Here is a 25,664-nt window from a genome sequence, read left to right as displayed (position 1 = left end):
TCCTCCCTGAATGGTTTATATTAATAAATCTAAAAATTTCTAGTAATTTGAAATCTGATCTTGGCTATAAATCTTACAGCTCATAACTATACTTAAACCTAACATAATAGATAACATTGATGAGCCTCCATAAGACATAATAGGAAGTGGAGCGCCTACTATTGGTAATAAGCCTAAAACCATTGATATATTAACAAAAATATAGAGAAATATTGCAGAGGCAAATCCAAAACAAAACAGTTTTGAAAAGAAACTTTTTGCATAAAAGCCAATACTTATAATTCTATAAATAAGCAAAATATATAAGAGTAAAAGCATTATAGAACCTAGAAATCCAAACTCTTCTGAAAATAGAGTAAATATAAAGTCAGTATGTTTTTCAGGCAAGAATTCTAAATAACTTTGTGTGCCCTTTAAAAAACCTTTACCGAAAAAACCTCCTGAACCAATTGCTATTTTTGATTGGATAATCTGATAACCCGCACCAAGAGGATCTCTATCAGGATTAAAAAAAGTTAAAATTCTTGATTTTTGATATGGTTTTAAAAGTGAAACAGCAAAAGGTAATGATACAATCAATAATAACCCTGAGTAAACAAAATATTTAATATTAAGTCCAGCTAACCATATTATTATAATACCAGTTCCAGCAATTAAAATTGATGTTCCAAGATCAGGTTGTTGAATAACTAAGTAACATGGAATTAATAATAAAATTAATGGGACTAAAATAAATTTATAATTTTGTATCTCCGCAGTTTGAATACGATGATAATATCTTGCAAAACATACTATAATTGCAATTTTCATTATTTCAGAAGGTTGGAGATTTAAAAAATACAAATCTAACCACCTTCTTGATCCTGATGCCATCAAACCAAAAAAAAGAGTAATAACTAATAGTGAAACACAAAATATGTAAAAGAAATATGCATTTTTATACCAAAACGTAATTCTAATAAAAGACAACACTAAAAACATTCCAAAAAAAACAATTAATCTCAACAAATGATTTTTGGTATAAAAAGAAAATTCACCACTTTCTGTCGAATAAATTGCAAAAACACTAACCACACCAATTAACATTACGATTAATATAAGAAAGTAATCAACAGATTTTAATTTTTCAAAAAATGTATAATTACGTGTATTTAATCTTTCTGTTAACATTACGCTAAACTAGAACTCCCATTTTTAATTTGATCTCTTAATTTATGACGGTCAATAATTTTCTTGATTAGTTTGCTTGCAAGAGGTGCGGCAGCACTACTTCCTGAACCTCCATGTTCAACGAGAACACTAATTGCATACCTTGGATTTTTATAAGGTGCAAATGCAACAAATAAAGCATGATCTCTATTTTTATATTCGATTTGAGATTGATCTAAATCAAGTTTTCTTTCTTCCTCTGTAATTCTTTTAACCTGAGATGTTCCTGTTTTACCAGCATACTGATATTTTATATCATCGTACCTTGATTTATATGAGGTTCCATATTGCTCGTTTGTAGAACCAAACATTGCATCTTTTACAAAATTTATATTTCTTGGATCTTTATATAGTCTCTCGTAAAGTCTGTACTCCCTATCTACTAAATATTTTTGATCATCTTCTTCTGAAAAATTCAATGGACTGTTTATAAATTGATTTGCAATTTTTAATTTAACATTTTCATAAGTTATACTTTCATCTTGAATAATATGAGGTTTGATTTTGTAACCTCCATTTGCAATTTGTGCTGTCATTAAACAAAGCTGTAATGGGGTTGTTTGAATATATCCTTGTCCAATTCCATTAATTACTGTTTCTCCTAAGTACCAACTCTTACCAATTGCGTTCTTTTTCCAAAAAGTATTAGGAACAACGCCTTTTTTTTCATCAAAATATAGGTCTTTTAGTATATTTGAGCCAAGACCATATCTTTTTGCAATGATTGCAAGTCTATCTACACCTAGCAATCTTGCCATTTCATAAAAATAAATATCACAAGATTGTTTTATGGCATTTCTAAGTTTCATGTATCCATGACCATTTTTTTTCCAACAATGATATTTTACTCCGTAAAGTTCATAGGGATGTTTATGACCCTTGCACAGAATTGGTCTTTCAGGATCAATGGTTCCAAACTCTAAAGCCGCAAGAGCAACTAAAGGTTTAAAAGTTGAACCAGGAGAATATAAACCAGCAATAGATTTATTTACTAAAGGTTTTAAAGGATCATCTCTAATTTCTTCCCAGTCTTTATGGCCAATTCCATGTGTAAATTTATTTGGATCATATGTAGGAGAAGATGCCATTGCAATTATTTCCCCCGTATAAATATCCATTGCAGAAATTGATCCTGCTTTTCCTTTCAAAAGTTCTTGAGCTAATCGTTGAACTTCTAAATCAACAGTAAGTTTAATTTTTTCTCCTTGTGTTTCTTTTATGTGATCAATTTGACTTATTCTTTTACCAGATGAATTAACTTCGTATCTTTTTATTCCATATCTTCCAATTAATTGATGTTCTTTGGCAAACTCTATTCCTGATTTTCCAACTTTTAAACCTGGTACTAGATTTTCTTTAATAATATCATCTCGCTCGATATCTTTTTGACTAGCAGCACCCACATAACCAATAACATGAACTAAATCATCTTTATATGGATAAAATCTTGATGAAGAAACAACAGGTTTAACACCTTCAAGTTCATGTAAATACAAATTTAATTTAGAAAATTGTGCCCAATTTAAATTATCAGATACAACTAAAATATCCCATGGCTTTAGTCTTTCTTTTTCTCTGTATATTTTTTTTAATTCATTATTTGATAATTCTAAAATATTTTTAAGTTTAAAAATGGTATTATTAAAATCTTGAATTTGATCTAAATCTAAATGTACTTGAAACACTCTATCATTATCAGCTAGGACATTATTAAAATGATCTGTTATAAAACCTCTTTGAGGTGGTGTTTTCCATTCTCTAATTCTATTTTTATCAGATAATAATTCATATTTTTCTCTATCAGAAATTTGGAGACTGTATAACCTTGATGTAATACCACCCAATAAAATAAGTTTAGCAGCAGAGAGCATAAATACTCTTCTTGTAATCAATCTTCCTTTTTCTACGCTACTAGCTCTATTTTGCATTTTCCTGCCTTAAATCAATTAAGTAAATTTGGTAAAATAATTTTGAAAATAGAGGATAAACTAAAAATGTTAATACCGAATTAAACATCAAAACGCCATATCTTATCGGAATATCAAATATTACTGTCAAAATGCTATAATGTATTGAGCTAATAATTAAAATTGCAACTACAAAAAACACCCAATCATACATTAAGTTTGGCATTAATGTTCTTGATCTTATGAATAAAGCTATAGAGCATAGTAATAAATAATTAATTGATGAGACACCAATTGGAAAGTTTTGTACCACATCATTAATTATTCCTGCAAAAAATACTAGTCCATAACCTAATCTTTCAGGTTTTTTTAAAATCCAGAAAAAAATTAGTATGTAAATAAAGTTAAACGAAAAACTAATGTTTAGAAAAAAGAACGATAAATCAAAGCCTGTAAAAGCTATGAAAAATAACAATAATATTGGAAAGCTATGGATAAAGCTTTTATAGGCTCTTTTTGGAAAAGACAGCGCCATATCAGTTGTTTACCCTTATAAGCTTTAACTGATTGTAATTAACAAAAAATTCTACGTACTTAACATCATCCTTAATTTTAATTTTTCCAACTGGTATTGCTGGAGAAATTATGCCATCGATACCTGAAGTATAAACAATTGCACCTTCCTCTATCTCATTTAATTTTGGTAAAAATTCTAAATCACCATAAAGATTACTACCATTACCAGATAGAATTGCATTTATACCGTTAGGTTCAATGATTACAGGAATTTTGCTATTTAAGTCTGTTGCAAGAAGAATTCGAGAAGTCAGTAAATTAACATTAATAATTTTTCCAACATAATACGATTGATCTTTAACTGCTACACCTAATTTAATTCCATGCTTATATCCTTTATTAATAATCATTGATTTTAAAAAAGGACTTTGCTGATCAAGTAATACTTTAGCAATTAAATAGTTTTCAGATGCAATTTCTCTTTCATCTATCAATTTTTTAAGTCGAATATTTTCAGATTTATAAAAATCTACTTCATTTTTTAATTTTTCAATATTGTAATTTTTTTCTCTTAAAACTGTAAATTCTTCATACATATTTAGGTGGTCTTGAAATAAGAAATATTGATCTTTTGCATAAACAAAGGGTGCTGAAACAAAAAAAGATCCCTTAAATATTAAGTCCTTTGTTATTGATCTTAATTTACTAATCGGTCCTGATTTAAAATACTCTAGTGATAAAACTAATATTGAAATTATTAATAGAGTAAGTAATGAGAAATTTTGACGAGTACCTTTTTTAAGAAAAGCTGATCGAATAGCAATTATAAAATCATCTCTACCCGAATCTGCCGCCATAATTTTTAGTACTCAGATAATACAGTAGAAAATATTTCTTCTTGGTCTAGCGCTTTTCCTGTTCCAATTGCAACACATGATAATGGATCATCTGCTATATTAACTGGTAATCCTGTTTCTTTTGAGAATCTTTTATCAATATTTTTTAATAAAGATCCACCACCTGTCATGGTTAATCCCATATCCACTAAGTCTGCTGACAATTCTGGAGGTGTGTGTTCTAAAGCTTTTTTAATTCCTGAAACAATTTCTTTTAAAATTGGATTTAAGGCTTCTGCAGTGTCTTCCTCTGAAATGTTTACTTCTTTTGGAGTTCCAGATCTTATATCCCTTCCTTTAACTGCATAAGTATTGTTGTTAGTTGGAATAGCTGTTCCTATATCTTTTTTAATTTTTTCAGATGTACTGTCTCCAATCATCAAATTATATTCTTCTCTCATATAATCTCTTAATGCATTATCCATTGCATCACCTGCAACTCTTAAAGATTCTGAATAAACAACTCCACCTAAAGACATCACAGCAATTTCGGTTGTTCCACCCCCTATATCAATAACCATTGAACCTGTTGCCTCTGAAATTGGAAGTCCAGCACCGATTGCAGCCGCGATAGGTTCCTCAATTAACTGAACCCTTCTTGCACCAGCAGCAAGGGCACTATCTTGAATTGCTTTTCTCTCAACTGGAGTTGATCCTGTTGGAACACAAATTAGAATTCTAGGATTTGCTAAAGTTTTTTTATGAACTTTTTTAATAAAGTGTTTAATCATTTCTTCAGTAACTATGAAGTCTGCAATTACTCCATCTCTTAATGGTCTTATTGCTTGAATGTTACCCGGGGTTCTTCCAAGCATAGTTTTTGCTTCATCACCTACCGCTAAAACTGATTTTTTTCCTTTATTATCAACAACTGCAACAACAGATGGTTCATTTAAAACCACTCCTTTTCCCTTCAAAACAACAAGTGTATTAGCCGTTCCAAGGTCAATCGCCATATCTTGGCTCCAAAATTTCTTAAGTGATCCTATAAGTTCCATTCTATTATATTCCTTTCATTTGTTTATTTTCAAATTGCTCTTCAGGAGCAGTTTTATCTCTTTTAATAATCATTTTATTTAATGAGTTGATGTATGCATTAGCAGATGCAACTAAGGTGTCAGTATCGGCTGCTTGACCAACAGTTGTCTTGCCATTTTCTTCAATTTTCACACTAACAGTTGCTTGAGCATCTGTTCCCTCTGTAACTGCATGAACTTGATAAAGCTGTAAGTTAACATCATGAGGATAAAGTTTCTTAATGCATTTAAATATTGCATCTACCGGTCCATCTCCTGTTTCTGAAGTTTTTTTAACATCTCCAAATACATCTAAAGTCATCTCTGCTTTTTGAGGTTCACCAGTTCCAGCAAATACTTTTAATGATTTTAAGTTTATTGCATTTACTTTATTGTCAATAATCAAACTATCATCTATTAGTGCAATAATATCTTCATCATAAACATGCTTTTTCTTATCAGCTAAAACTTTAAATTTTGCAAACGCATTACTTACAACATCATCAGTTAAATCAGGATAACCTAATGAGTTTAATTTATCTTTAAAAGCATGACGCCCTGAATGTTTTCCCATCACAAGTGATGTTTGTTTAACACCTACACTTTCAGGTGTCATAATTTCATAAGTTTGTCTGTTCTTTAACATTCCATCTTGATGAATTCCTGCTTCATGCGCAAATGCATTTTTCCCAACAATTGCTTTGTTGTACTGAACTGGAAAACCTGTTGCATTTGAAACAATTTTAGATGCTTTACTTAAAAGAGTTGTATTAATTCCTGTATCATACGGCATTAAATCTGGTCTTGTTTTAATTGCCATCACCACTTCCTCTAAAGCAGCATTACCAGCTCTTTCACCTAATCCATTAATTGTACACTCAATTTGTCTAGCTCCTGCTTGAACACCTGCAAGGGAGTTTGCAACTGCTAAACCTAAATCATTATGACAATGTGTTGAAAGGATAGCTTTATCTATATTTGGAACTTTGTTTAACAAAGTTTGAATAATTTTTGTAAATTCAGACGGTATTGTGTAGCCAACTGTATCTGGAATATTAATTGTTTTTGCACCGCATTTAATTGCAAGCTCAACTGTTTTGCACATGTAATCTAAATCAGTTCTTGTTCCATCTTCACATGACCACTCAACATCATCTGTAAATTTTCTTGCATATGTTACATGTTCTTTTATTGCCTCATAAACTTCCTCTGGTGACTTATTAAGTTTATGCTTCATATGTAATGGACTTGTTGAAATAAATGTATGAATTCTAAATCTTGGAGCGTGCTTTAATGCTTCATAGCAACGATCAATATCTTTTTTAGAGTGTCTTGATAATCCTGCTGGAATTGAATTTTTTAAAATTTTGCTTACTTCAGTTACAGCTTCAAAGTCTCCAGGAGATGCAATTGGAAAACCAGCTTCAATGATATCAATTCCTAGTTCATCAAACACCCTTGCGATTTGGATTTTTTCTTCCAAACTCATTGATGCGCCAGGTGATTGTTCACCATCTCGCATTGTCGTATCAAAAATATAAACTCTATCTTTATCAGCCATAAAATGTAAATTTATTACCGCTGAGCATAATACATGCTCTCGTTCAGATTGCAAAATAAATTGGGTTTATAAACTCAAATCCTCCAACTTGAGTCTATTTCTTATCGCTATCAACTAATTTCTTCTTAGCAATCCAAGGCATCATAGCACGAAGTCCTGCCCCAACCTTTTCAACTGGATGTTCTGCAAGTTTTGCTCTAGTTGCAAGGAAGTTTTTTTGACCGTTCTTACACTCATCCATCCACTCTTTTGTGAACTTACCAGATTGAATGTCTGCAAGCACTTCCTTCATTCTTTTCTTAGTTTCTTCTTTATTAATTATTCTAGGGCCTGATTGGTACTCACCGTATTCAGCTGTATTTGATATAGAATAATTCATGTTTGCAATTCCACCTTCATAAATTAAATCAACAATTAATTTTACCTCATGTACAGTCTCAAAATACGCCATCTCAGGTTCATATCCTGCTTCAACTAAAGTTTCATAACCGTTTTTAATTAATTCTACTAATCCTCCACAAAGAACGGTTTGCTCTCCAAATAAATCAGTTTCAACTTCATCTTTAAAAGTTGTTTCAATAATTCCTGATCTACCACCGCCCACAGCTGATGCATAAGACATTGCAAGATCTCTTGCTTTACCTGAACCATTTTGATGAACTGCAAAAAGGCAGGGTACCCCTCCTCCTTTTTCAAACTCAGATCTAACTAAGTGACCTGGTCCTTTTGGAGCAACCATAAAAACATCTAAATCTTTTCTTGCTTTAATTAAATCGTAGTGAACATTTAAACCATGAGCAAATGCAATTGATTTTCCTTCTCTAACTCTTTGTTCAATATGATTTTTATAAATTTCTGCTTGTAATTCATCTGGTGTTAAAATCATGACAACATCAGCCCATTCAGCTGCATCTGATAAGTTCATAACTTTCAAACCTTTAGATTCTGCTTTTGGTGCACTTGATGATCCTTCTCTTAATGCTACAACTACTTCTTTAACTCCACTGTCTTTTAAATTTAAAGCGTGTGCATGACCTTGGCTTCCGTATCCAAAAATTGCAATTTTTTTATCCTTAATTAGATTTACGTCTGTGTCTTTTTCATAAAACATTTTCATAGTTTTTCTCCTTAATTATTTAAATACTTTTTCACCTCTAGTCATAGCGACCGCTCCAGTTCTCGATACACTTACTAGACCAAACTTTCTCAAATTTTTTGCCATTGTATCTATTTCTCGTCTAAGTGCTGTTATTTGAACAACTTTAGATTTATTTGTGCTATCCAATATTACAGCATTATACTTTTTACAAGCTTTAATGGCTTTATCGATTTTCCCATTATTTCCAACAAGTTTAAATAATGCCATCTCTTTAAATATCACATTTTTATCTTCTCGTTTAAAGTCAGCAACTTTATGCACTGGAACCAATTTTTTTAATTGTAGTTTAATTTGGTCAATTACTTGGGGTGTTCCTGTTGTAACGATTGTTATTCTTGAAATATTTAATTTTGAATCAATTTCTGCAACTGCTAAAGACTCGATATTATATCCTCTTCCAGAAAAAAGACCCACAACTCTTGCTAAAACACCAGCTTCATTATCAACCCACACTACAATAATATGAGTATCTAATTTCTCTTTCTTGCCAGCAAAGCTGTATGCAGATTTTGATTTTGGCATTAAACGAGTGTTCTTCCTTTGCCTGTAATTTTATTCTGTTCCTTATCTTTTGGACCTAATATCATTTGATTGTGCGGCTTTCCTGATGGTATCATAGGAAAGCAGTTCTCTTGCTTATCAACTAAACAATCAAAAATAACTGGTCTATCAGTATTTAACATTTCTATAATTTTATCGTCTAATTCTTCAGGTGTTTTGGCTCTTATACCAACACATCCATAAGCCTCCGCCATTTGAACAAAGTCTGGAAGCGCAGCAGTATAACTTTCAGAATAATTTTTATCATGAAGTAATTCTTGCCATTGTCGAACCATTCCCATGTATTCATTGTTCAAAATAAATATTTTTATTGGCAAACTATATTGCACAGCAGTAGACATTTCTTGCATCGTCATTAATACAGATGCCTCTCCTGCAATATCAATTACTAACTTTTGCGGGTGTGCAATTTGAACTCCAACAGCTGCAGGCAAACCATATCCCATGGTTCCCAACCCTCCAGATGTCATCCATCTATTTGGTTTGTTAAATTTATAGTGTTGTGCAGCCCACATTTGATGTTGTCCAACTTCAGTAGTTATGAAAGTGTCTTTGTCTTTTGTAAGTTCATACAATCTTTCTATTGCATACTGAGGTTTAATCGTTTCTTCACTGCCAATATAATCTAAAGATCTTTTTGATCTCCATTTTTGAATTTTTTCCCACCATTTAGATGTTTTTTGTTTATTAGATCTTATAAAATTTGGTTTTGATTTCTTTAAAGTTTTTAAAGTTGATGTAATTACTGATTTTACATCTCCAACAATTGCAAGATCTACTTTAACATTTTTATTAATTGAGGAAGGATCTATATCAATATGAACTTTTTTAGATTTTGGAGAAAACTCATCTATTTTTCCTGTGATCCTATCATCAAACCTTGCACCAATGTTGATCATTAAATCACATTCGTACATTGCATTATTTGCTTCATACGTTCCGTGCATTCCTAGCATTCCTAAAAATTGATTATCATCTCCCGGGAAAGATCCTAATCCTTGCAATGTTGTAGTTATTGGAAAACCAGTTGTATATACTAATTCTCTCAGTAATTCACTGGCCTTAGGACCTGAATTAATAACACCACCCCCAGTATAAAAAATCGGTTTGGTTGCTTTGCTCATTAAATTAATTAATTCATTAATACTTTCTTGAGAAAAATTATTATGACTTGCACCATTTGATTTATTTTTTCTTTTAAATTTTTTGTAAGGTGCTTTTTGAAATTGAATATCTTTAGGAATATCAACAAGCACTGGGCCTGGTCTACCCGTTGTTGCAACTTCAAATGCTTTATGCATTATTTCTGCTAAATCGTTTATATCTTTAACCAGCCAATTATGTTTTGTACACGGTCTTGTAATTCCTGTAGTGTCACATTCTTGAAACGCATCTGTACCAATTAAGTGTGTTGGCACTTGTCCAGAGATACAAACTAAAGGTACACTATCCATATAAGCATCTGTTAGAGCTGTAACTACATTTGTTGCACCTGGTCCTGATGTAACAAGAACAACACCTGGTTTTCCAGTTGATCTTGCATAACCTTCTGCAGCATGACCTGCTCCTTGTTCGTGTCTTACTAAAATATGTTTTACAGAATTATGATTTTTTAATTCATCATATATTGGAAGCACTGCGCCACCTGGATAACCAAAGATATGAGATACATCTTGGTCTTCAAGACATTTAAATACGATCTCAGCTCCAGAAAATAATTTTGGCATTCAGCCAATCTAGCTGAAGTTGTACTTAAAGGTCAAGTTTAAGAGTGTTCAAATTAGATTTTTTTCAAAAATTTTTTTAGGTCCTTGGAGTTTATTTTATTCCAGCTCGACATCTGACCTCTCGCCCATGTGCTTTGTCTTTTAGCGTATTGTCTAGTTTTTATAGTAATTTTTTCATGAACTTCTTTAAGATCTAATTTATTTTCCAAATGTTCTTTAATCTCGGCAATACCAATTACCTTATTTGAGCTATTATCTTTCTTAATTTTAAGTTTTAAAAATTTTTTAACCTCACTAATTGCTCCATCTTTTAACATTTGTTCTGATCTAGAAGCTATTCTCTCAATTAGTTTAGGTCTTGGATAATCGATATAAATTTTAAAAAATTCCTCATCTTGAAACTTGGATTTTGTGTTTTTAAACCAATCAAATAAAGATTTTTTCGTATGATACTTTACTTCGTATGCTCTAATTGATCTTTGGGCATCCGTTTCAATAATTTTGCCTTTAATATAAGGATCTAGTTTTAAAAGTTTTGAATAAAATTTTTTTTGTCCATTTTTTTTTTGTAAATTTCTTATCTTATTTCTAACTTTTAAAGGAATGTTTGGAATTTTTACCAACCCATCAGTAAGTGCTTTAAAATAAAGACCTGTTCCACCTACAAGTATTGGTGTTTTATTTCTTGATTGAATTTCTTTAATTTTTTTTTGACAAAACTTCAGCCACTCCCCTGTTGAAAAATTTTTTGTAACATTTAAAAATCCATATAAGTGATGTCTGATTTTTTGATAGTCTTTTTGTTTAGGTCTTGCAGTTAAGATCCGAAGTTCTTTATATACCTGCATACTATCTGCATTGATAATTTCTCCATTTATTTTCTTAGCAAGGCTTATTGCAAAATTTGATTTTCCTGATGCAGTGGGTCCTGAGATTAAAATAATTTTGGACTTAAGGTCCATTAATCTAATTTAACACCAATATATCTTCTTTGATTTTGGTTATTATAAATTGCAATTAACAAAGTTTTTTCTGAACTTCTTTTTGTAATTTTTATAATATTTTCTAAGTCACCAATGGTGTTAATTTTTTTCTTTTGTGCTTCAACAATAATGTTACCAGTTTCCAAATAATTTACTGGGCTATCTTGTGCAATTTTAGTAATCACCACTCCTGTAACATCCTTTGATAATTTTCTTTCCTCTAAATCTTTTTTATCAACTAATCTTACAGTTATTTTTAATCCTTCAATTTCAACTTCTTTTGGCTTTTCTGTAATTATTGATTTTTGTTTAAAGTCTTCTGAAGTTTCTAGTCTTCCAAGAATAATATTTTTAGTAATTTCTCTTTTATTTCTCCAAACTTTAACTATTACTTTTTTTCCAACATCAGTTTGTGCAACTATTTTTGGAAGTTCAACCATTTCTTTAATTGGTTTTCCGTCAAACTCTAAAATAATATCTCCAGCTTTAATTCCACCCTTGTCAGATGGGCTACCGTCTGCAACACTTGCAACTAAAGCACCTCTTGGTTTATCTAATTTTTCAACATCAGCAATTTCTTTTGTAACAGTTTGAATTCTAACACCTAACCATCCTCTTTTTGTTTCACCAAATTCTATTAATTGTTTTATAACTCTATCTGCACTATTTGAAGGAATTGCAAAACCTATTCCAATAGATCCAGATTGTCCTAAGATTGCTGTATTAATTCCAATTACATCTCCTTTCATATTAAATAAGGGTCCACCAGAATTTCCTTGATTGATAGATGCATCTGTTTGAATAAAATCTTCGTATCTTGATAACCCAATTGATCTATTCCTTGCTGAAATAATTCCTGCAGTAACTGTTCCACCTAATCCAAACGGATTTCCAATTGCAATAACCCAATCACCAATTCGTGATTTATCAGAGTCGCCAAATTTCACTGGTACAAATTTTTCATCACTTTCAATTTTTAAAACAGCTAGATCCATTCCAGGATCTGCACCTAAAATTTTTGCTTTGAACTCTTGATCTCCATTTACTCTTACAAAAACATCCTCAGCACCTTGAATTACATGGTTATTAGTAATTACTATTCCATCATCACTAATAATAAATCCAGATCCTAATGCACTTGTTTTTCTCTCTTGAGGAGTGCCAAAATCTTTAAACATATCCTCAAATGGTGATCCTGGAGGAAATTGGAACGGGAAAGGATTTGATCTTGTTGTAACTGTTGTAGTTGTTGAAATATTTACAACTGATGGCATTAATCTTTCAGCTAAATCTGCAAATGAAGCGGGTATATCCTTTGCATTTGATAAAGTTGTGAAGTTTAGACAAAAGATAAGAAGAACTAATGACTTTAAATATTTTTTCATGACTTTAAGTACCAAATTATTAAAAACCCTATAACTGCAAATACCAATCCACCTGTACGAAGTTGACTGTCATTTACCTCGTTTAATTTTGATAGCATATTTTTCATTTTTGATGGAAATAAGGCATATAAAATTCCTTCAATGAATAAGAACAGACCAAATGCAATGATCAATTCCTTCATAGGATTAGTTTATTCTGATTTAGGTTTTATATTTCCAAAAAATTTAAAAAATTCACTATCAGGAGATAAGATCATAGATGTTTCTCCTGCATTAAATGCTTTACCGTATGCTTGCATAGATCTATAGAAAGCAAAAAACTCTGGATCTTGACCGAAGGCATCAGCAAAAATTTTATTTCTTTGACCATCACCTTCCCCTTTCATGATCTCTGATTTTTTTTGAGCATCAGCTAATATTACTGTCACTTCTTTATCTGCAGTAGAAGTAATAGTTACTGCCATCTCAGCACCTTTTGCTCTAAATTCTTTTGCTTCTCTCTCTCTTTCAGTTTGCATTCTTCTAAAGATTGCATCACTGTTTGCTTGTGGAAGATCAGCTCTTTTAATTCTTACATCAACAATTTTAATACCAAAATTTTCAGCTTCATTATTTACACCTTCCTGAATTAAAGTCATTTGTTTTGTTCTATCTTGAGATAACAAGGTTTGAAGTTCTTGTTGACCAAGAACGTTTCTTATTCTTGAATTGATAATTGTTGAGAGTCTTGATCTTGCAACTCTTTCATTTCCAACTGAAATATAAAATTTTAGTGGGTCTACAATTTGAAATCTTGCAAATGCATCAACAATCAGTCGTTTTTGGTCTGATGCAATTACTTCCTCTGGTGGAGTATCTAAATTTAAAATTCTTTTATCTAAAAAAACTACGTTTTGAATAAATGGTATTTTAAAGTTTAAACCTGGTTTTAATAAAATTCTTTTTGGATCACCAAATTGAAGAACAATTGCTTGATTTACCTCTTTTACTATAAAAATAGAAAAGAATATTGTTGCAGCAATTACAATTATAATCGGGATTAAAATTTTTCCAGCTTTCATTTAATTATTCTCCGCCTTTTTTAGTTCAGGAAGTGGTAGATAAGGAACTACTCCTGATCCAGAATTTTTATCGATTATTATTTTATTAATGTCACCTAAAACTGTTTCCATTGTCTCTAAAAACATTCTTTCTTGTGTTACTTGTTTAGCTTTTGCATATTCATTATAAATTGCTAAAAATCTGCTAGCTTCACCTTCTGCTTTTGCAACTACTTCTTTTTTATAAGCTTCTGCTGCTTGTAAAATTTTTTGAGCTTCTCCCCGTGCTCTTGGGATCACATCATTTGCATACGCCTCAGCTTCGTTTTTAGATCTTTCCATATCAGCTCTTGCTGCTTGAACATCTCTAAATGCATCAATAACTTGATCTGGTGGGTCGGCTTTTTGGGTTTGAACTTGAGTAATTTGAATACCTGAAGTGTATTCATCTAAAATCTTTTGAATAATTTCTTGGGTTTCTGTCTCAATTACTGATCTTCCTTCTGTTAAAATTGGTTGAATGTTTGATCTAGCGATTACTTCCCTCATAGCAGTTTCTGCTGCAGCTTTTACTGTCCCTTCAGGATCTTGAATTTTGAATAAGAAATTTCCTGCATCTTTAATTACCCAAAATACAGAAAAGTCGATGTTAACAATATTTTCATCACCAGTTAACATTAAGCTTTCTTCTGGTACATCAGCAACACCGCCTGATGAAAATCCACTGTCTCTTTCAGATCTAAAACCAATATCCATTCTGTTTACTTTTGTAACTTTTGGAGTGATCACACTCTCAATTGGATATGGAAAATGATAGTTAAGACCAGGTTGTGTAGTATTTACAAATTTTCCAAATCTTAAAACAACTCCTTGTTCGTCAGGAAGTACTCTATAAAGTCCGCTAAGTCCCCAAAGAGTAACTATGATTAATAAACCAACAATGATGGGTTTAGCCCCACCTTTGCCACCACCTAAAAATCTGTTTAATAAACTTTGAACTTTTTTAATAACTTCATCAATATCAGGTGGAGTTGGGCCTCTTCTAAATCCACCGTTGCCTCCGCCGCCTCCTGGAGGTCTGCCCCAAGGGCTTTGATTTCTGAAATCATTCATACGACACTGTATATAGTGTCTTTATTGCTAAAAACAAGGTAATGGTATTTCAATGAATGACAAAAAAGTAGGCCTTAGTGACACAATGAAGGCTAAAACTGAGCCAAAAAGCTTTCAAAAAAACCCTATACCAGGCACCAAATTCACGATTGCAATTTCAAGTGCAAAAGGAGGAGTTGGTAAATCTACTTTTGCAACGAATCTTGCTTTAGCTTTAAAAAAAGTTGGGTGCAAAGTTGGATTGTTAGATGCTGATATTTACGGTCCATCTCTTCCTAAGTTATTTTCAATAAATGAAAAGCCAGAAAGCGATGGTCAGACTTTAAAACCAATTATTAAGTATGATATTCAATGCATGTCTATTGGTTTTTTGACTGATGAACAGACACCAATGATTTGGCGTGGACCCATGGTAACAAGTGCAATTAAAACATTTACACAAAAAGTTGCTTGGAAAGATTTAGATTTTATTATTGTTGATATGCCTCCTGGAACAGGAGACACGCAATTAACATTTGCTCAAGAAATAAATATGGATGGAGCAATTATTGTTTCCACGCCTCAAGAAATTGCTCTTCAAGATGTAAAAAGAGGAATAAGAATGTTTGATAAATTAAAAGTAAAAATAATTGGGTTAATAGATAATATGAGTCATTTTGTTGGTGATGATGGAAAAAAATATGCAATCTTTGGAGAAGGTGGTGTTAAAAGGACTGCAGAAGAATTTCAAAAAGAATTTTTAGGTGAAATACCAATTAATTCAGAGGTTGGAAAGCAAGGTGATTTGGGATCTCCAATAGTTGAAAGCAAACCCGATCATGAAATTTCTAAGATTTATTTGGAATTTGCAACTAAAATTAAATCAAATTATCTTTAAGATCAAAAGCTTCCATTAATTCATTCCATTCTCTTTTAGAAAGTCCTGATTGATCCATGTCAACTTTATCGCCTTTGATTAGTTTTTTAAGTACTTCTTTTCCTTTTGCAGAAACTTCTGTTCCTCCTACCCTATAATCCATAAAAGCCTCATAAGTTATTGGCACCCATTTTTTAAGTGTATCCAACATTACATCTGCATAAGCGCGTATTTCATATTGAGCGTGGTGATCAGCTCTTAGCCTTAAAAAATTCATTAGGTTTAGCAAATCTGTTTTCCAGTACCACTGCGTATAAGTATTTAAAGTTAAATTCATACGTGCGAGTTCCCTTGCAAGTCCTACTGCATTTTCATCAATTACAGAACCATCGTATCTTTCATTAAGCATTGTTTGATAATTATTATATGTCTGCTCAGCATCTCCTTTTAAAAGTTCTAAAACTTCTTTAGCTTTTTCACCTTCAAGAACATCGCCTCTTCCTTGCCTATTACTCTGCGACTGTGCTGCTAAATGCTCAGGTGCTGGTAAATAAAATTCTTTATCCAAGATTGAATATCTAGCAGAGTATTCATTTACATTTGCAGTTCTATGCCTAATCCATTGTCTTGCAATAAATATTGGAAGCTTAACGTGATATTTAATTTCACACATTTCAAATGGAGTACTATGCCAGTGTCTCATTAAATACTTTATTAATCCTTCGTCTGTTGAGACTTTCTTTGTACCTTTGCCATAAGAAACTCTAGCTGACTGAACTATCGAAGTATCATCACCCATATAGTCAACTACCCTAATAAATCCATGATCTAATATTGGAAGAGCCTCATAAAGAATTTTCTCTAATTCTGGCGCTGTTACTCTTTTAGTCTTATATTCTTGTGATTGTTGATCTTTTATTTCTTGTGCTTGTTCGCTGGTTAATTTCATGAATAAAATATTGAATCTCTTTAATTAGGTTTTATATTAATAAGGTTGGTTTTCCAACTATGACGATAAACGAATTTCGTAATAACCATTACGGACGTGGGGGCAGTACCCACCACCTCCACCATTTTCAACTTACGGGGGTGAATTAGGATCGACGGGTGTCTAAAAGTTATTCTTTCGTTCGGTATTGTTCCGCCGTGATGGGCTAATTTATAAATGCTAACGAAAGTTACGCACTTGCAGCTTAATTAATTTATTAATTAAGTTACGGGGTTTGGGGCACCTGGCAACAGAACGCCCCTATTTTAAAATTTCATTTTTTAATATTTGGTGCGGCCAGAGAGACTCGAACTCTCATGGGCTAGGCCCACACGGCCCTCAACCGTGCCTGTCTACCAATTTCAGCATGGCCGCAAATTATGTCTCAGATTAATTGAATGACAATTCTAATTCAAGTTGATAAGTTTTTAATATGGAATTCACTGCTGAAATAAAAAAAGCAACCAGTTCAATCTACGAAAAAGTACAAAAAAAAATTCCAGAAATTGAATGGGCTACACACGCTCCATATATTTATAAAATCAATAAGCTTAAAAAAGAAAAAAATGCTGTGATTCTAGCACATAATTATCAAACACCAGAAATCTACCATGGGATTTCAGATTTTTCGGCGGACTCTTTGGCTTTAGCTGTAGAAGCTGCGAAAACAAAAGCAGATATAATTGTTATGTGCGGTGTTCATTTTATGGCTGAGACGGCAAAATTAATGAGCCCTGAAAAGAAAGTATTATTACCTGATATGAAAGCAGGATGTTCTTTGTCATCTTCTATTACAGGAGATGATGTTAGAAAATTAAAAAAACAATATCCAGGTGTACCAGTAGTTTCTTATGTAAATACTTCTGCTGAGGTAAAAGCAGAAACAGACGTTTGTTGTACATCTGCAAATGCTGTTAAGATTGTAGAGTCTCTTAAAGTTAAAAAAGTTATATTTTTACCTGATGACTTTTTAGCTAAATATGTTGCTTCGCAAACAAATACTGAAATTATATCATGGAAAGGAACTTGTGAAGTTCATGAACAATTCAAAGATGAGGAAATTAATGAAATTAGAAAAGCTAATCCTGGGATTAAAATAATTGCACATCCTGAGTGTCCTCCTGATGTTATTCAAGCATCTGATTTTGCTGGATCGACTAGCGGTATGATAAAGTATGTTAGAGATAATCAACCTGAAAAAGTTATGATGGTTACTGAGTGTTCAATGAGTGACAATGTTCAAATTGATAATCCAAATGTTGAGTTTATAAGACCATGTAATCTATGTCCTCACATGAAAAGAATAACGTTGCCTAAAATATTAAATTGTTTGGAAAATGAGTCTAATGAGCTTGTAATGGATGATCAAACTATTGCAAAAGCAAGAAAGTCTGTAGAAAGAATGGCAGAAATAGGCAGATAAAATCTGTGTCAAATATTCTATTAAGTAATCAATTTATAAAATCTACATGTAAATTAGCTCTGAATGAAGATCTTTATCCTTCGGGTGATATAACTTCAGATCTTATAAATAATAATATTAATAAAAAAGTTAAAATGATAAGTAATCAAAGTGGAATCATTGGTGGTTTAGCATTTGCGAAAGAAACATTTAAATTAATTGATAAAAAAATAAAATTTAAAATAAAAAAAAAAGAAGGCTCTTATATCCAAAAAGGTAATATTGTAGCAATAATTGAAGGTAATCTTAAGAATATACTAATAGGAGAAAGAGTTGCTTTAAACTTTGTTTCCCATATCTCGGGTATTGCATCAAAAACAAACAAATTTGTAAGACTAGCTGGAAAAAAAACCAAGGTCTGTTGTACTAGAAAAACTATACCAAATTTAAGAGTACTTCAAAAATATGCTGTCAAATTAGGTGGAGGGGTTAATCATCGTTTTAATTTAAGCGATGAATTTTTAATTAAAGATAACCATCTGAGTTCGGAAAAGAATTTTGAAAATATTATTAAAAGGGCAATTAAAAATAAAAAAAGAAAAAAAATTACGGTCGAGGTTGATAATTTAAAACAATTACACAAAATATACGGACTAAAATTTGATACAGTTTTGCTAGACAATATGAGTATTAAAAACCTTAAAGATGCTGTTAAATTAGTTAAAAAAAAATACACAACGGAAGCCTCAGGTGGTGTTAATTTGAATAATATCAAAAAAATTGCATCAACTGGGGTTGATAGAGTTTCAATTGGCATGTTAACTCAAAGCGTTTCGGCAATTGATATAAAACTAGAAATATAAATTATTTATTTTTTTAATTGCGCCTGGGCTGCAGCTAATCTTGCTACTGGAACCCTGTAAGGGGAGCACGAAACATAGTTTAATCCTATTTTAGCACAAAATTCTATACTTTTTGGATCTCCTCCATGCTCACCACATATACCTAACTTTATTTTTTTATTTTGCGAACGCCCTTTTTCAGAGGCGATATCGATTAAGTCGGCTACCCCCTCGTCAATTGATACAAAAGGATCTATATCAAATATTTTATTTTCAATATAATCGTTTAGAAATTTACCACTATCGTCTCTACTAATACCAAATGTGGTTTGTGTTAAGTCGTTAGTACCAAAACTAAAAAATTCCGCATGTTTAGCAATATCATTTGCTTTTATAGCAGCTCTAGGCAATTCAATCATTGTACCTACCAAAAAATTTAACTTTATTTTTTTTTCACTCTCAACCTGTTTCGCAGTCCTTATCACTAAATCTTTCATAATTTTTATTTCAGCTTCGGTTGAAACTAAAGGTATCATTATTTCTGGTATTATTGATTTAACTTTTTGTTTTTTGCATTGAACCAAAGCTTCAAAAATTGCTCTACACTGCATTTCATAAATTTCAGGAAAAGATATTCCAAGTCTACAACCTCTGTGCCCAAGCATTGGATTTTGTTCATGAAGTTCAGTAATTCTTACTTTTAATTCCTTAATTGGAATATTTAACGAGCTTGCAACTTCACTTATTTCCTTATCAGTTCTTGGTAAAAATTCATGTAATGGAGGGTCTAATAATCTAACTGTTACTGGCAAACCATTCATAATTTTGAAAATATCAATAAAATCTTTTTTCTGATGTGGTAATAATTTTGAAAGTGCTAATAATCTATCATCTTTAGTTTTTGAAAGTATCATTTCTCTAACTGATAATATTCTCTCTTCGTCGAAAAACATATGCTCAGTTCTACATAACCCAATTCCTTCTGCTCCAAAGTCTCTTGCTATTTTGCTATCAAGAGGTGTCTCAGAATTTGTTCGTATTTTTAATTTTCTATAATTGTCAGCCCAATTCATAAGCTTAGAAAATTCTCCTGAAATTTCAGGCTTAACAGTTTTCACTTCACCTAGAATTATCCTACCAGTAGATCCATCAATAGTGATTAAATCTCCCTCTTTTATTTCTCTGTCTTGAACTTTGAATAATTTTTTCTCATAATCAATTTCGATTTCACTTGAGCCTGACACACAAGGTCTTCCCATTCCTCTAGCCACTACAGCTGCATGACTGGTCATACCTCCTCTTGCAGTTAATATGCCTTTAGCAGCATGCATACCATGAATATCTTCAGGTGAAGTTTCAACTCGAACTAATATAGTATTTTGCATTGATGCGTTTAACCTTTCAGCATCATCTGATGTAAATACCACTTTGCCACTTGCTGCACCAGGTGATGCCGGCAATCCCTTCGCAATTATTTCTATATTTGATTTTTCATCTAAAGTTGGATGAAGCAAAGTATCTAATGAATTTGGTTCAACTCTTAATACTGCCTCTTTTTTTGAAATTAAATTTTCTTTAACCATATCGACAGCAATTTTTACAGCTGATTTAGCTGTTCTTTTTCCTGATCTTGTTTGAAGCATCCAAAGTTTTTTATTTTCAATTGTAAATTCAACATCCTGCATATCTTTGTAATGTTTCTCTAATTTATGTAATATTTTTTTTAATTCTTTGTACGCGATAGGCATAGACTCTTCCATTGACGGTAAGCTTTCATTTGAGGCTATTCTTGCTTTTTTAGTTATGTGTTGTGGCGTTCTTGTTCCTGCAACTACATCTTCTCCTTGTGCATTAATTAAATATTCCCCGTATATCTGGTGATTGCCATTGGATGGATTCCTTGTAAACACCACACCTGTTGCACAATCATTGCCCATGTTTCCAAAAACCATTGACTGAACATTTACTGCAGTGCCCCACTCTGATGGAATTTGATTTAACTTTCTGTAAACTTTAGCTCTATGACTTTCCCAGGATAAAAAAACTGCACTAATTGCCCCAAACAATTGCTCTCTTACATTTTGAGGAAATTCTTTATTTGTTTTTTTCTTAACAATATTTTTAAAATCTTTTATTAATCCATCCCAATCATTTTCATCCAATTCTGTATCTAACAAGACGCCTTTTGTTAATTTATAATTTTCAATTAATTCCTCAAAATTATAATTCTCAACTCCTAAAACAACATTTGAATACATTTGAATAAAACGTCTGTAGCTATCTTTTGCAAAACGCATATTTGAAGTTCTATTTGCAAGAGCATGAACTGTTTCATCATTAAGTCCTAAATTTAGAATAGTATCCATCATGCCTGGCATTGATACTCTTGCTCCAGACCTTACTGAAACTAGTAATGGGTTATTCAAATCTCCAAACTTTTTTCCAGTGTCTTTCTCAATATTTTTTAACTCTTTATCAATTTCCCCTAAAATTTTATAATTTATTTTTTTTTTATTTTTGTAAAATAACTCGCAAACTTCTGTCGAGATTGTAAAACCTGGTGGAACTGGCAAGCCCATTCTGCCCATTTCAGATAAATTTGCACCTTTTCCACCCAGAATATTTTTTGAGAAGTTTATTTTATTGGAAACTTTAGATTTAAAATTAAATATATACTTTTTCATTAACCTTCTATTTTTGAAAAATTGAAATAGTTATCAAAACTCTTACATAACATTGATAAAAGTTCTAGTCTGTTTTTTTTAATCGTTTCGTCATTATCGTTTACAACAACGTTTTCAAAAAAATCATAAACTTCTGATTTGCAAAATGAAAGTATTTTTAAACTTTCTTCAAAATTTTCGTCTCTACCTACACTTGAATAGTATTTTTTAATTTCGTGTATTTTTTTATAAAGATTTTTTTCATAATCATTTTTAAATAAACCTGGATCAACATTGCCATTAAAATTGGATAAACTTTTATTTTCGCTTAATAGAATACTTGCGGACCTTTTGTAAATAGCAACAACATCTTTCCCAAAATCTTTGTTTATGCTTTTATTTAAAACGTTTGTTTTTTTATAAACTTTTAATAATTCATCAATTGAAAAATTATGACTTACACTTTCTATAATATCATTTCTAATTTGTTTTTCTTTAAGATAGTTCTTTACCCTTTCATATAAAAAATCCCCAAGTTCTAAATTCAATTTCTTTAAATCAAATTCAAAGCCTTGTTCTTTATAAAACATACAAGAATAATTTATTAAATCTCTAAGTTTTACTGTTAGGTTATTTTCAATTATTAATCGTACCACACTTATTGCTGTTCTTCTTATGGCATAAGGATCTTTTGAGCTGGACGGCTTTAGATTAATTCCAAAAAAACCAACTAAAGAGTCAATTTTATCACTCAGTGATAAAGCAATGCTATAAATTTTCTTTGGTAACTTACTATCCATACCAATAGGATAATAATGCTCTGCTACAGCTAGACTGACATCTTTTTCAAAGCCTTGTGTTTCTGCAAAGTAACCTCCCATTACACCTTGAAGCTCAGGAAATTCACCCACTAAGTCTGACATTAAATCAACTTTACAAATTGTTGATGCGATTTCTATTTTTTCTTTACTAATCATAAATTCATCAGATATTAGACCACTGAGTTTTCGCATTCTTTGAACCTTATCAAAATACGTTCCTAGACCTTTGAAGTAATTGACATTTTTTAATTTTGTAACCTGCTTAACTAAATTTTGAGATTTGTTTTTATTCCAAAAAAATTCTGCATCTCTCAATCTAGCATCAATAACTCTTTCATTTCCTGACTTAATAAGTCCTTTTTTATCGTTCGCATCAGAGATTACAAAAAATAAGTTTGTTAAATTTTCTTTTTTGTCAAAAGTCGGTATATATTTTTGGTGTGATTGCATTGTAATAATCAATATTTCTTTAGGTATGTTTAGAAATTTTTTATCAAACTCACAAATTAATACTTTCGGTTTTTCAACAATATTTGTTATTTCATTTAATAAACTTTCATTTGTATTTATTAAAATATTTTTGTTATTTGATAACTTTTGTAATTCAGAATTTATGAAATCCTTTCTTTTTTTGTGGTCAATAATTACCCCTTTGGTTTTAAAAAATTTTAAATATTGGTCGAAGTTATTAAATGACTTAGTTTTTTCTTCTATATCTTTTTCTATAAAAGTGAGATTAGAACTTTTCAGGTGCTTAAAATCAAACTCAAGTTTTTTGCCATCAAATATTGATAAAATAGATTTCAATGGCCTACCCCAAAGAAGGGTATGTTCCCCCCATTTCATTGATTTTTCCCATGTAATTTTAAACAGAATGTGAGGAAGATTTTCTCTCAACATGTTATAAAGACTTATCTTCTTCTGTGGCTTCTTAAAAAAATAAAATTCTCCCTTTTCAGTTTTTTTTTTATAAATCTTATTTTTATTTATTTGATTAGAATTTAAAAAGCCGTCTAATGCTTTATCTGGTGCATTTATACTTGGACCTTTTACCTCTTTAGACTTGAATAAAACTTCTTTTGGAAAGCCTTTGGCATTAATAGCAATCCTGTTTGGTGTTGAAAAAATTCTAATTTCACCTTTATATTTTACACCATGTTGTTCAAAAAAATTTGAAAGAATTTCTTTTAATTGTTCTCTTGCTTTGATTTGTAACTTTGCTGGAACTTCTTCGCTAAATAGTTCAATAAATAATTCAGACACTTTAACTCTGACTTTCTATCCAAATTTTTCCAATCTCTTTGGTTAAATCTCGAATTCTTGAGATATATTCTGCTCGTTGCGCAACACTTATAACGCCTCTGGAATCTAATATATTAAATACATGACTCGATTTTAAACATTGATCATAAGCAGGGAGAGAAATTTTATTTTCAATCATCGATCTTGCCTCACTTTCTAACATATCAAACATTTTAAAAAGTTTTTCAGTATTTGCGTATTCAAAATTGTATGCTGAAAATTCTTTTTCAGCTTGATGGAAGACATCTTTATAGAAGATTCCATTATTATTCCAATCAAGTTCAAAAACATTTTTTTTGTTTTGTATAAACATGCACAATCTTTCTAATCCATAAGTAATTTCAACAGAAATAGGATCACATTCAACTCCTGCCATTTGTTGAAAGTAAGTAAACTGTGTTACTTCCATTCCATCACACCAGACTTCCCATCCAAGCCCAGCTGCTCCTAAAGTAGGGCTTTCCCAGTCGTCCTCTACAAATCTTATATCATGCTCTTCGTGTTTTATTCCAATTGATGCAATGCTATTAAGATAAAGTTTTTTTATATTTTTTGGAGAAGGTTTTATTAATACTTGGAATTGATAATAGTGCTGAAGTCTATTTGGATTTTCTCCATATCTTCCATCTGTAGGTCTTCTAGATGGTTGAACATACGCTGTTTTCCATGGCTTCTTTCCTAAAGATCTCAATGTTGTTGCTGGATGAAATGTTCCAGCTCCAACCTCAACATCATAGGGTTGTAAAATAATACATCCCTGTTTTGCCCAAAATTTTTGTAAGCTAAATATTGTATCTTGAAATGATAAAATTTTTTCTTTTTTCAATTTAGGTCTTTTAGAAACCATATTTTTGCCAAATAGATCTTTCTTCGATCAAGTTCAAAATTTTATCTGCTTGATTTTCTGAAGAAGATAATTTTTTTGCAAGCCATCCTTTACTTTTCTCAAAAATTTTCACTTCAACGTCATCACCAAATTTTTCTCTTAGAATTTGTTCGGAATTACCCAAACCATCAATTAAACCAAGATCCTTAGATTTTTTTCCTGACCAAAATTCTCCTGAAAATAATTCAACCCCAATATCTTTTTTCAACTTTGTCTTTCTACTTTCTTCAACTACATCAATAAATTCTTGATGAAGTTCTAATTGTATATTCTTTAACCTTTTTATATCTTCTTCTTTTTCATCAAGAAATGGATCGAGTGTACTTTTATTTTTTCCAGCTGTATAAACTCTTCTTTGAACACCAATTTTTTGAATAAGATCTTTAAATCCGAATGAAGAATAAATAACTCCAATAGAACCAATTATTGAACTAGGATTAGCATATATTTCATCTCCAGAACAAGCAATTAAGTAGCCGCCAGAAGCCGCAACATCCTCTGCAAATACAATCACTTTTTTTTTATATTTGTCTGCCTGATTTCTAATTAGTTTATAAATTAAGTGTGACTGTACTGGTGACCCACCTGGAGAATTAATTGTTATTGCTACTGTTTGGGCTTTTTTCAATGAAAAAGCTTTTTTTATAATTTCCTCTTGGCTCGAATAATCAATCCCCTGTTTAAATTTTCCAACATTTCCAATAACACCAGATAGCCTGATATGACTAACAATTTTTTTTTTTTTGAAAAAGGAAAACATAAATATGCTTATTAAAAATTTAGATATTAATAAAGCATACTTATAGTTGAAGAAATAGGTGCGTCAATTGA

Annotated in this window: 22 protein-coding genes, 1 tRNA gene and 1 other RNA gene; 4 read left to right on the top strand and 20 right to left on the bottom strand. The window is 31.2% G+C overall.

Annotation, left to right across the window (positions count from 1 at the left end):
- Positions 1 to 39: 39 nt before the first annotated feature.
- The 14 genes from rodA to hflK form a co-directional block, all read right to left on the bottom strand.
- Positions 40 to 1,170: a rod shape-determining protein RodA gene (gene rodA, locus B8063_RS04730; RefSeq protein ID WP_085070015.1), complete on the bottom strand. Its 1,131-nt coding sequence runs from the start codon at positions 1,168 to 1,170 to the stop codon at positions 40 to 42.
- Positions 1,170 to 3,137, bottom strand: a complete 1,968-nt coding sequence (gene mrdA / locus B8063_RS04725) for a penicillin-binding protein 2 (RefSeq protein ID WP_085070014.1) — start codon at positions 3,135 to 3,137, stop codon at positions 1,170 to 1,172. The genes rodA and mrdA overlap by 1 nt, the downstream gene beginning before the upstream one ends.
- Positions 3,127 to 3,651: a hypothetical protein gene (locus B8063_RS04720; protein WP_085070012.1), complete on the bottom strand. Its 525-nt coding sequence runs from the start codon at positions 3,649 to 3,651 to the stop codon at positions 3,127 to 3,129. Before B8063_RS04720 ends, mrdA begins: the two co-directional genes overlap by 11 nt.
- A gap of 1 nt (position 3,652) precedes the next feature.
- Positions 3,653 to 4,489 carry a rod shape-determining protein MreC gene (mreC, locus tag B8063_RS04715; RefSeq protein ID WP_085070010.1) on the bottom strand — a complete coding sequence of 279 codons (837 nt, stop codon included), beginning with the start codon at positions 4,487 to 4,489 and terminating at the stop codon, positions 3,653 to 3,655.
- A 5-nt stretch (positions 4,490 to 4,494) separates the two neighbouring features.
- Positions 4,495 to 5,526: a rod shape-determining protein gene (locus B8063_RS04710; RefSeq protein ID WP_085070008.1), complete on the bottom strand. Its 1,032-nt coding sequence runs from the start codon at positions 5,524 to 5,526 to the stop codon at positions 4,495 to 4,497.
- 4 nt (positions 5,527 to 5,530) lie between these two features.
- Positions 5,531 to 7,105 (bottom strand): 2-isopropylmalate synthase, encoded by a 1,575-nt coding sequence (locus tag B8063_RS04705; RefSeq protein ID WP_085070006.1) that lies wholly within the window; start codon positions 7,103 to 7,105, stop codon positions 5,531 to 5,533.
- Positions 7,106 to 7,199: 94 nt separating this feature from the next.
- Positions 7,200 to 8,222 (bottom strand): ketol-acid reductoisomerase, encoded by a 1,023-nt coding sequence (gene ilvC / locus B8063_RS04700; RefSeq protein WP_075521260.1) that lies wholly within the window; start codon positions 8,220 to 8,222, stop codon positions 7,200 to 7,202.
- A 15-nt stretch (positions 8,223 to 8,237) separates the two neighbouring features.
- Positions 8,238 to 8,786: an acetolactate synthase small subunit gene (gene ilvN / locus B8063_RS04695; RefSeq protein ID WP_085070004.1), complete on the bottom strand. Its 549-nt coding sequence runs from the start codon at positions 8,784 to 8,786 to the stop codon at positions 8,238 to 8,240.
- Positions 8,786 to 10,552, bottom strand: a complete 1,767-nt coding sequence (locus B8063_RS04690; RefSeq protein ID WP_085070001.1) for an acetolactate synthase 3 large subunit — start codon at positions 10,550 to 10,552, stop codon at positions 8,786 to 8,788. Before B8063_RS04690 ends, ilvN begins: the two co-directional genes overlap by 1 nt.
- Positions 10,553 to 10,605: 53 nt before the next feature.
- On the bottom strand, positions 10,606 to 11,514 hold the full coding sequence (miaA, locus tag B8063_RS04685; protein ID WP_085069999.1) for a tRNA (adenosine(37)-N6)-dimethylallyltransferase MiaA: 909 nt from the start codon (positions 11,512 to 11,514) through the stop codon (positions 10,606 to 10,608).
- Positions 11,514 to 12,920: a Do family serine endopeptidase gene (locus B8063_RS04680; protein ID WP_085069997.1), complete on the bottom strand. Its 1,407-nt coding sequence runs from the start codon at positions 12,918 to 12,920 to the stop codon at positions 11,514 to 11,516. The genes miaA and B8063_RS04680 overlap by 1 nt, the downstream gene beginning before the upstream one ends.
- The gene (locus B8063_RS04675) at positions 12,917 to 13,102 is read right to left on the bottom strand and encodes a DUF2065 domain-containing protein (RefSeq protein WP_085069995.1); all 186 of its coding nucleotides are present in this window, start codon (positions 13,100 to 13,102) and stop codon (positions 12,917 to 12,919) included. The genes B8063_RS04680 and B8063_RS04675 overlap by 4 nt, the downstream gene beginning before the upstream one ends.
- Positions 13,103 to 13,111: 9 nt before the next feature.
- On the bottom strand, positions 13,112 to 13,981 hold the full coding sequence (hflC, locus tag B8063_RS04670) for a protease modulator HflC (RefSeq protein ID WP_085069992.1): 870 nt from the start codon (positions 13,979 to 13,981) through the stop codon (positions 13,112 to 13,114).
- On the bottom strand, positions 13,982 to 15,073 hold the full coding sequence (hflK, locus tag B8063_RS04665; protein WP_085069990.1) for an FtsH protease activity modulator HflK: 1,092 nt from the start codon (positions 15,071 to 15,073) through the stop codon (positions 13,982 to 13,984).
- Between the two features lie 52 nt (positions 15,074 to 15,125).
- On the opposite strand from hflK, the gene B8063_RS04660 reads away from it, so the two are divergent.
- Positions 15,126 to 15,950, top strand: a complete 825-nt coding sequence (locus B8063_RS04660) for an Mrp/NBP35 family ATP-binding protein (protein ID WP_085069989.1) — start codon at positions 15,126 to 15,128, stop codon at positions 15,948 to 15,950.
- Here B8063_RS04660 and thyX read toward each other — a convergent pair.
- The gene (thyX, locus tag B8063_RS04655) at positions 15,931 to 16,878 is read right to left on the bottom strand and encodes an FAD-dependent thymidylate synthase (protein WP_085069988.1); all 948 of its coding nucleotides are present in this window, start codon (positions 16,876 to 16,878) and stop codon (positions 15,931 to 15,933) included. The two genes, B8063_RS04660 and thyX, sit on opposite strands and share 20 nt — an antisense overlap.
- Before the next feature lie 6 nt (positions 16,879 to 16,884).
- On the opposite strand from thyX, the gene ssrA reads away from it, so the two are divergent.
- Positions 16,885 to 17,183, top strand: a transfer-messenger RNA (tmRNA) gene (ssrA, locus tag B8063_RS04650).
- Positions 17,184 to 17,206: 23 nt separating this feature from the next.
- Here ssrA and B8063_RS04645 read toward each other — a convergent pair.
- Positions 17,207 to 17,292: transfer RNA gene (locus tag B8063_RS04645), tRNA-Leu, on the bottom strand.
- Between the two features lie 58 nt (positions 17,293 to 17,350).
- On the opposite strand from B8063_RS04645, the gene nadA reads away from it, so the two are divergent.
- Both nadA and nadC read left to right on the top strand, forming a co-directional pair.
- Positions 17,351 to 18,340 carry a quinolinate synthase NadA gene (gene nadA, locus B8063_RS04640; protein WP_085069986.1) on the top strand — a complete coding sequence of 330 codons (990 nt, stop codon included), beginning with the start codon at positions 17,351 to 17,353 and terminating at the stop codon, positions 18,338 to 18,340.
- Positions 18,341 to 18,345: 5 nt separating this feature from the next.
- The gene (nadC, locus tag B8063_RS04635; protein WP_085069984.1) at positions 18,346 to 19,182 is read left to right on the top strand and encodes a carboxylating nicotinate-nucleotide diphosphorylase; all 837 of its coding nucleotides are present in this window, start codon (positions 18,346 to 18,348) and stop codon (positions 19,180 to 19,182) included.
- Between the two features lie 5 nt (positions 19,183 to 19,187).
- Here the strand turns inward: nadC and ppdK are convergent, their stop codons facing one another.
- From ppdK to B8063_RS04615, 4 genes are read right to left on the bottom strand one after another with little or no spacing between them, the layout of a single operon-like run.
- A complete protein-coding gene (gene ppdK, locus B8063_RS04630; RefSeq protein ID WP_085069982.1) occupies positions 19,188 to 21,845 on the bottom strand; it encodes a pyruvate, phosphate dikinase in 2,658 nt (885 codons plus the stop codon).
- Entirely contained in the window at positions 21,845 to 23,908 is a 2,064-nt protein-coding gene (gene glyS, locus B8063_RS04625; protein WP_085069979.1) for a glycine--tRNA ligase subunit beta, read from the bottom strand. Before glyS ends, ppdK begins: the two co-directional genes overlap by 1 nt.
- A gap of 1 nt (position 23,909) precedes the next feature.
- Complete coding sequence (locus B8063_RS04620; protein ID WP_085069977.1) at positions 23,910 to 24,794, bottom strand: glycine--tRNA ligase subunit alpha; 885 nt, start codon at positions 24,792 to 24,794, stop codon at positions 23,910 to 23,912.
- A complete protein-coding gene (locus tag B8063_RS04615; RefSeq protein ID WP_085069975.1) occupies positions 24,784 to 25,593 on the bottom strand; it encodes a S49 family peptidase in 810 nt (269 codons plus the stop codon). The genes B8063_RS04620 and B8063_RS04615 overlap by 11 nt, the downstream gene beginning before the upstream one ends.
- Positions 25,594 to 25,664: the final 71 nt, after the last annotated feature.

The sequence above is a fragment of the Candidatus Pelagibacter sp. RS40 genome (assembly GCF_002101295.1).
Lineage (GTDB): Bacteria > Pseudomonadota > Alphaproteobacteria > Pelagibacterales > Pelagibacteraceae > Pelagibacter.
This window is presented reverse-complemented; position numbering and strand designations above follow the sequence as displayed.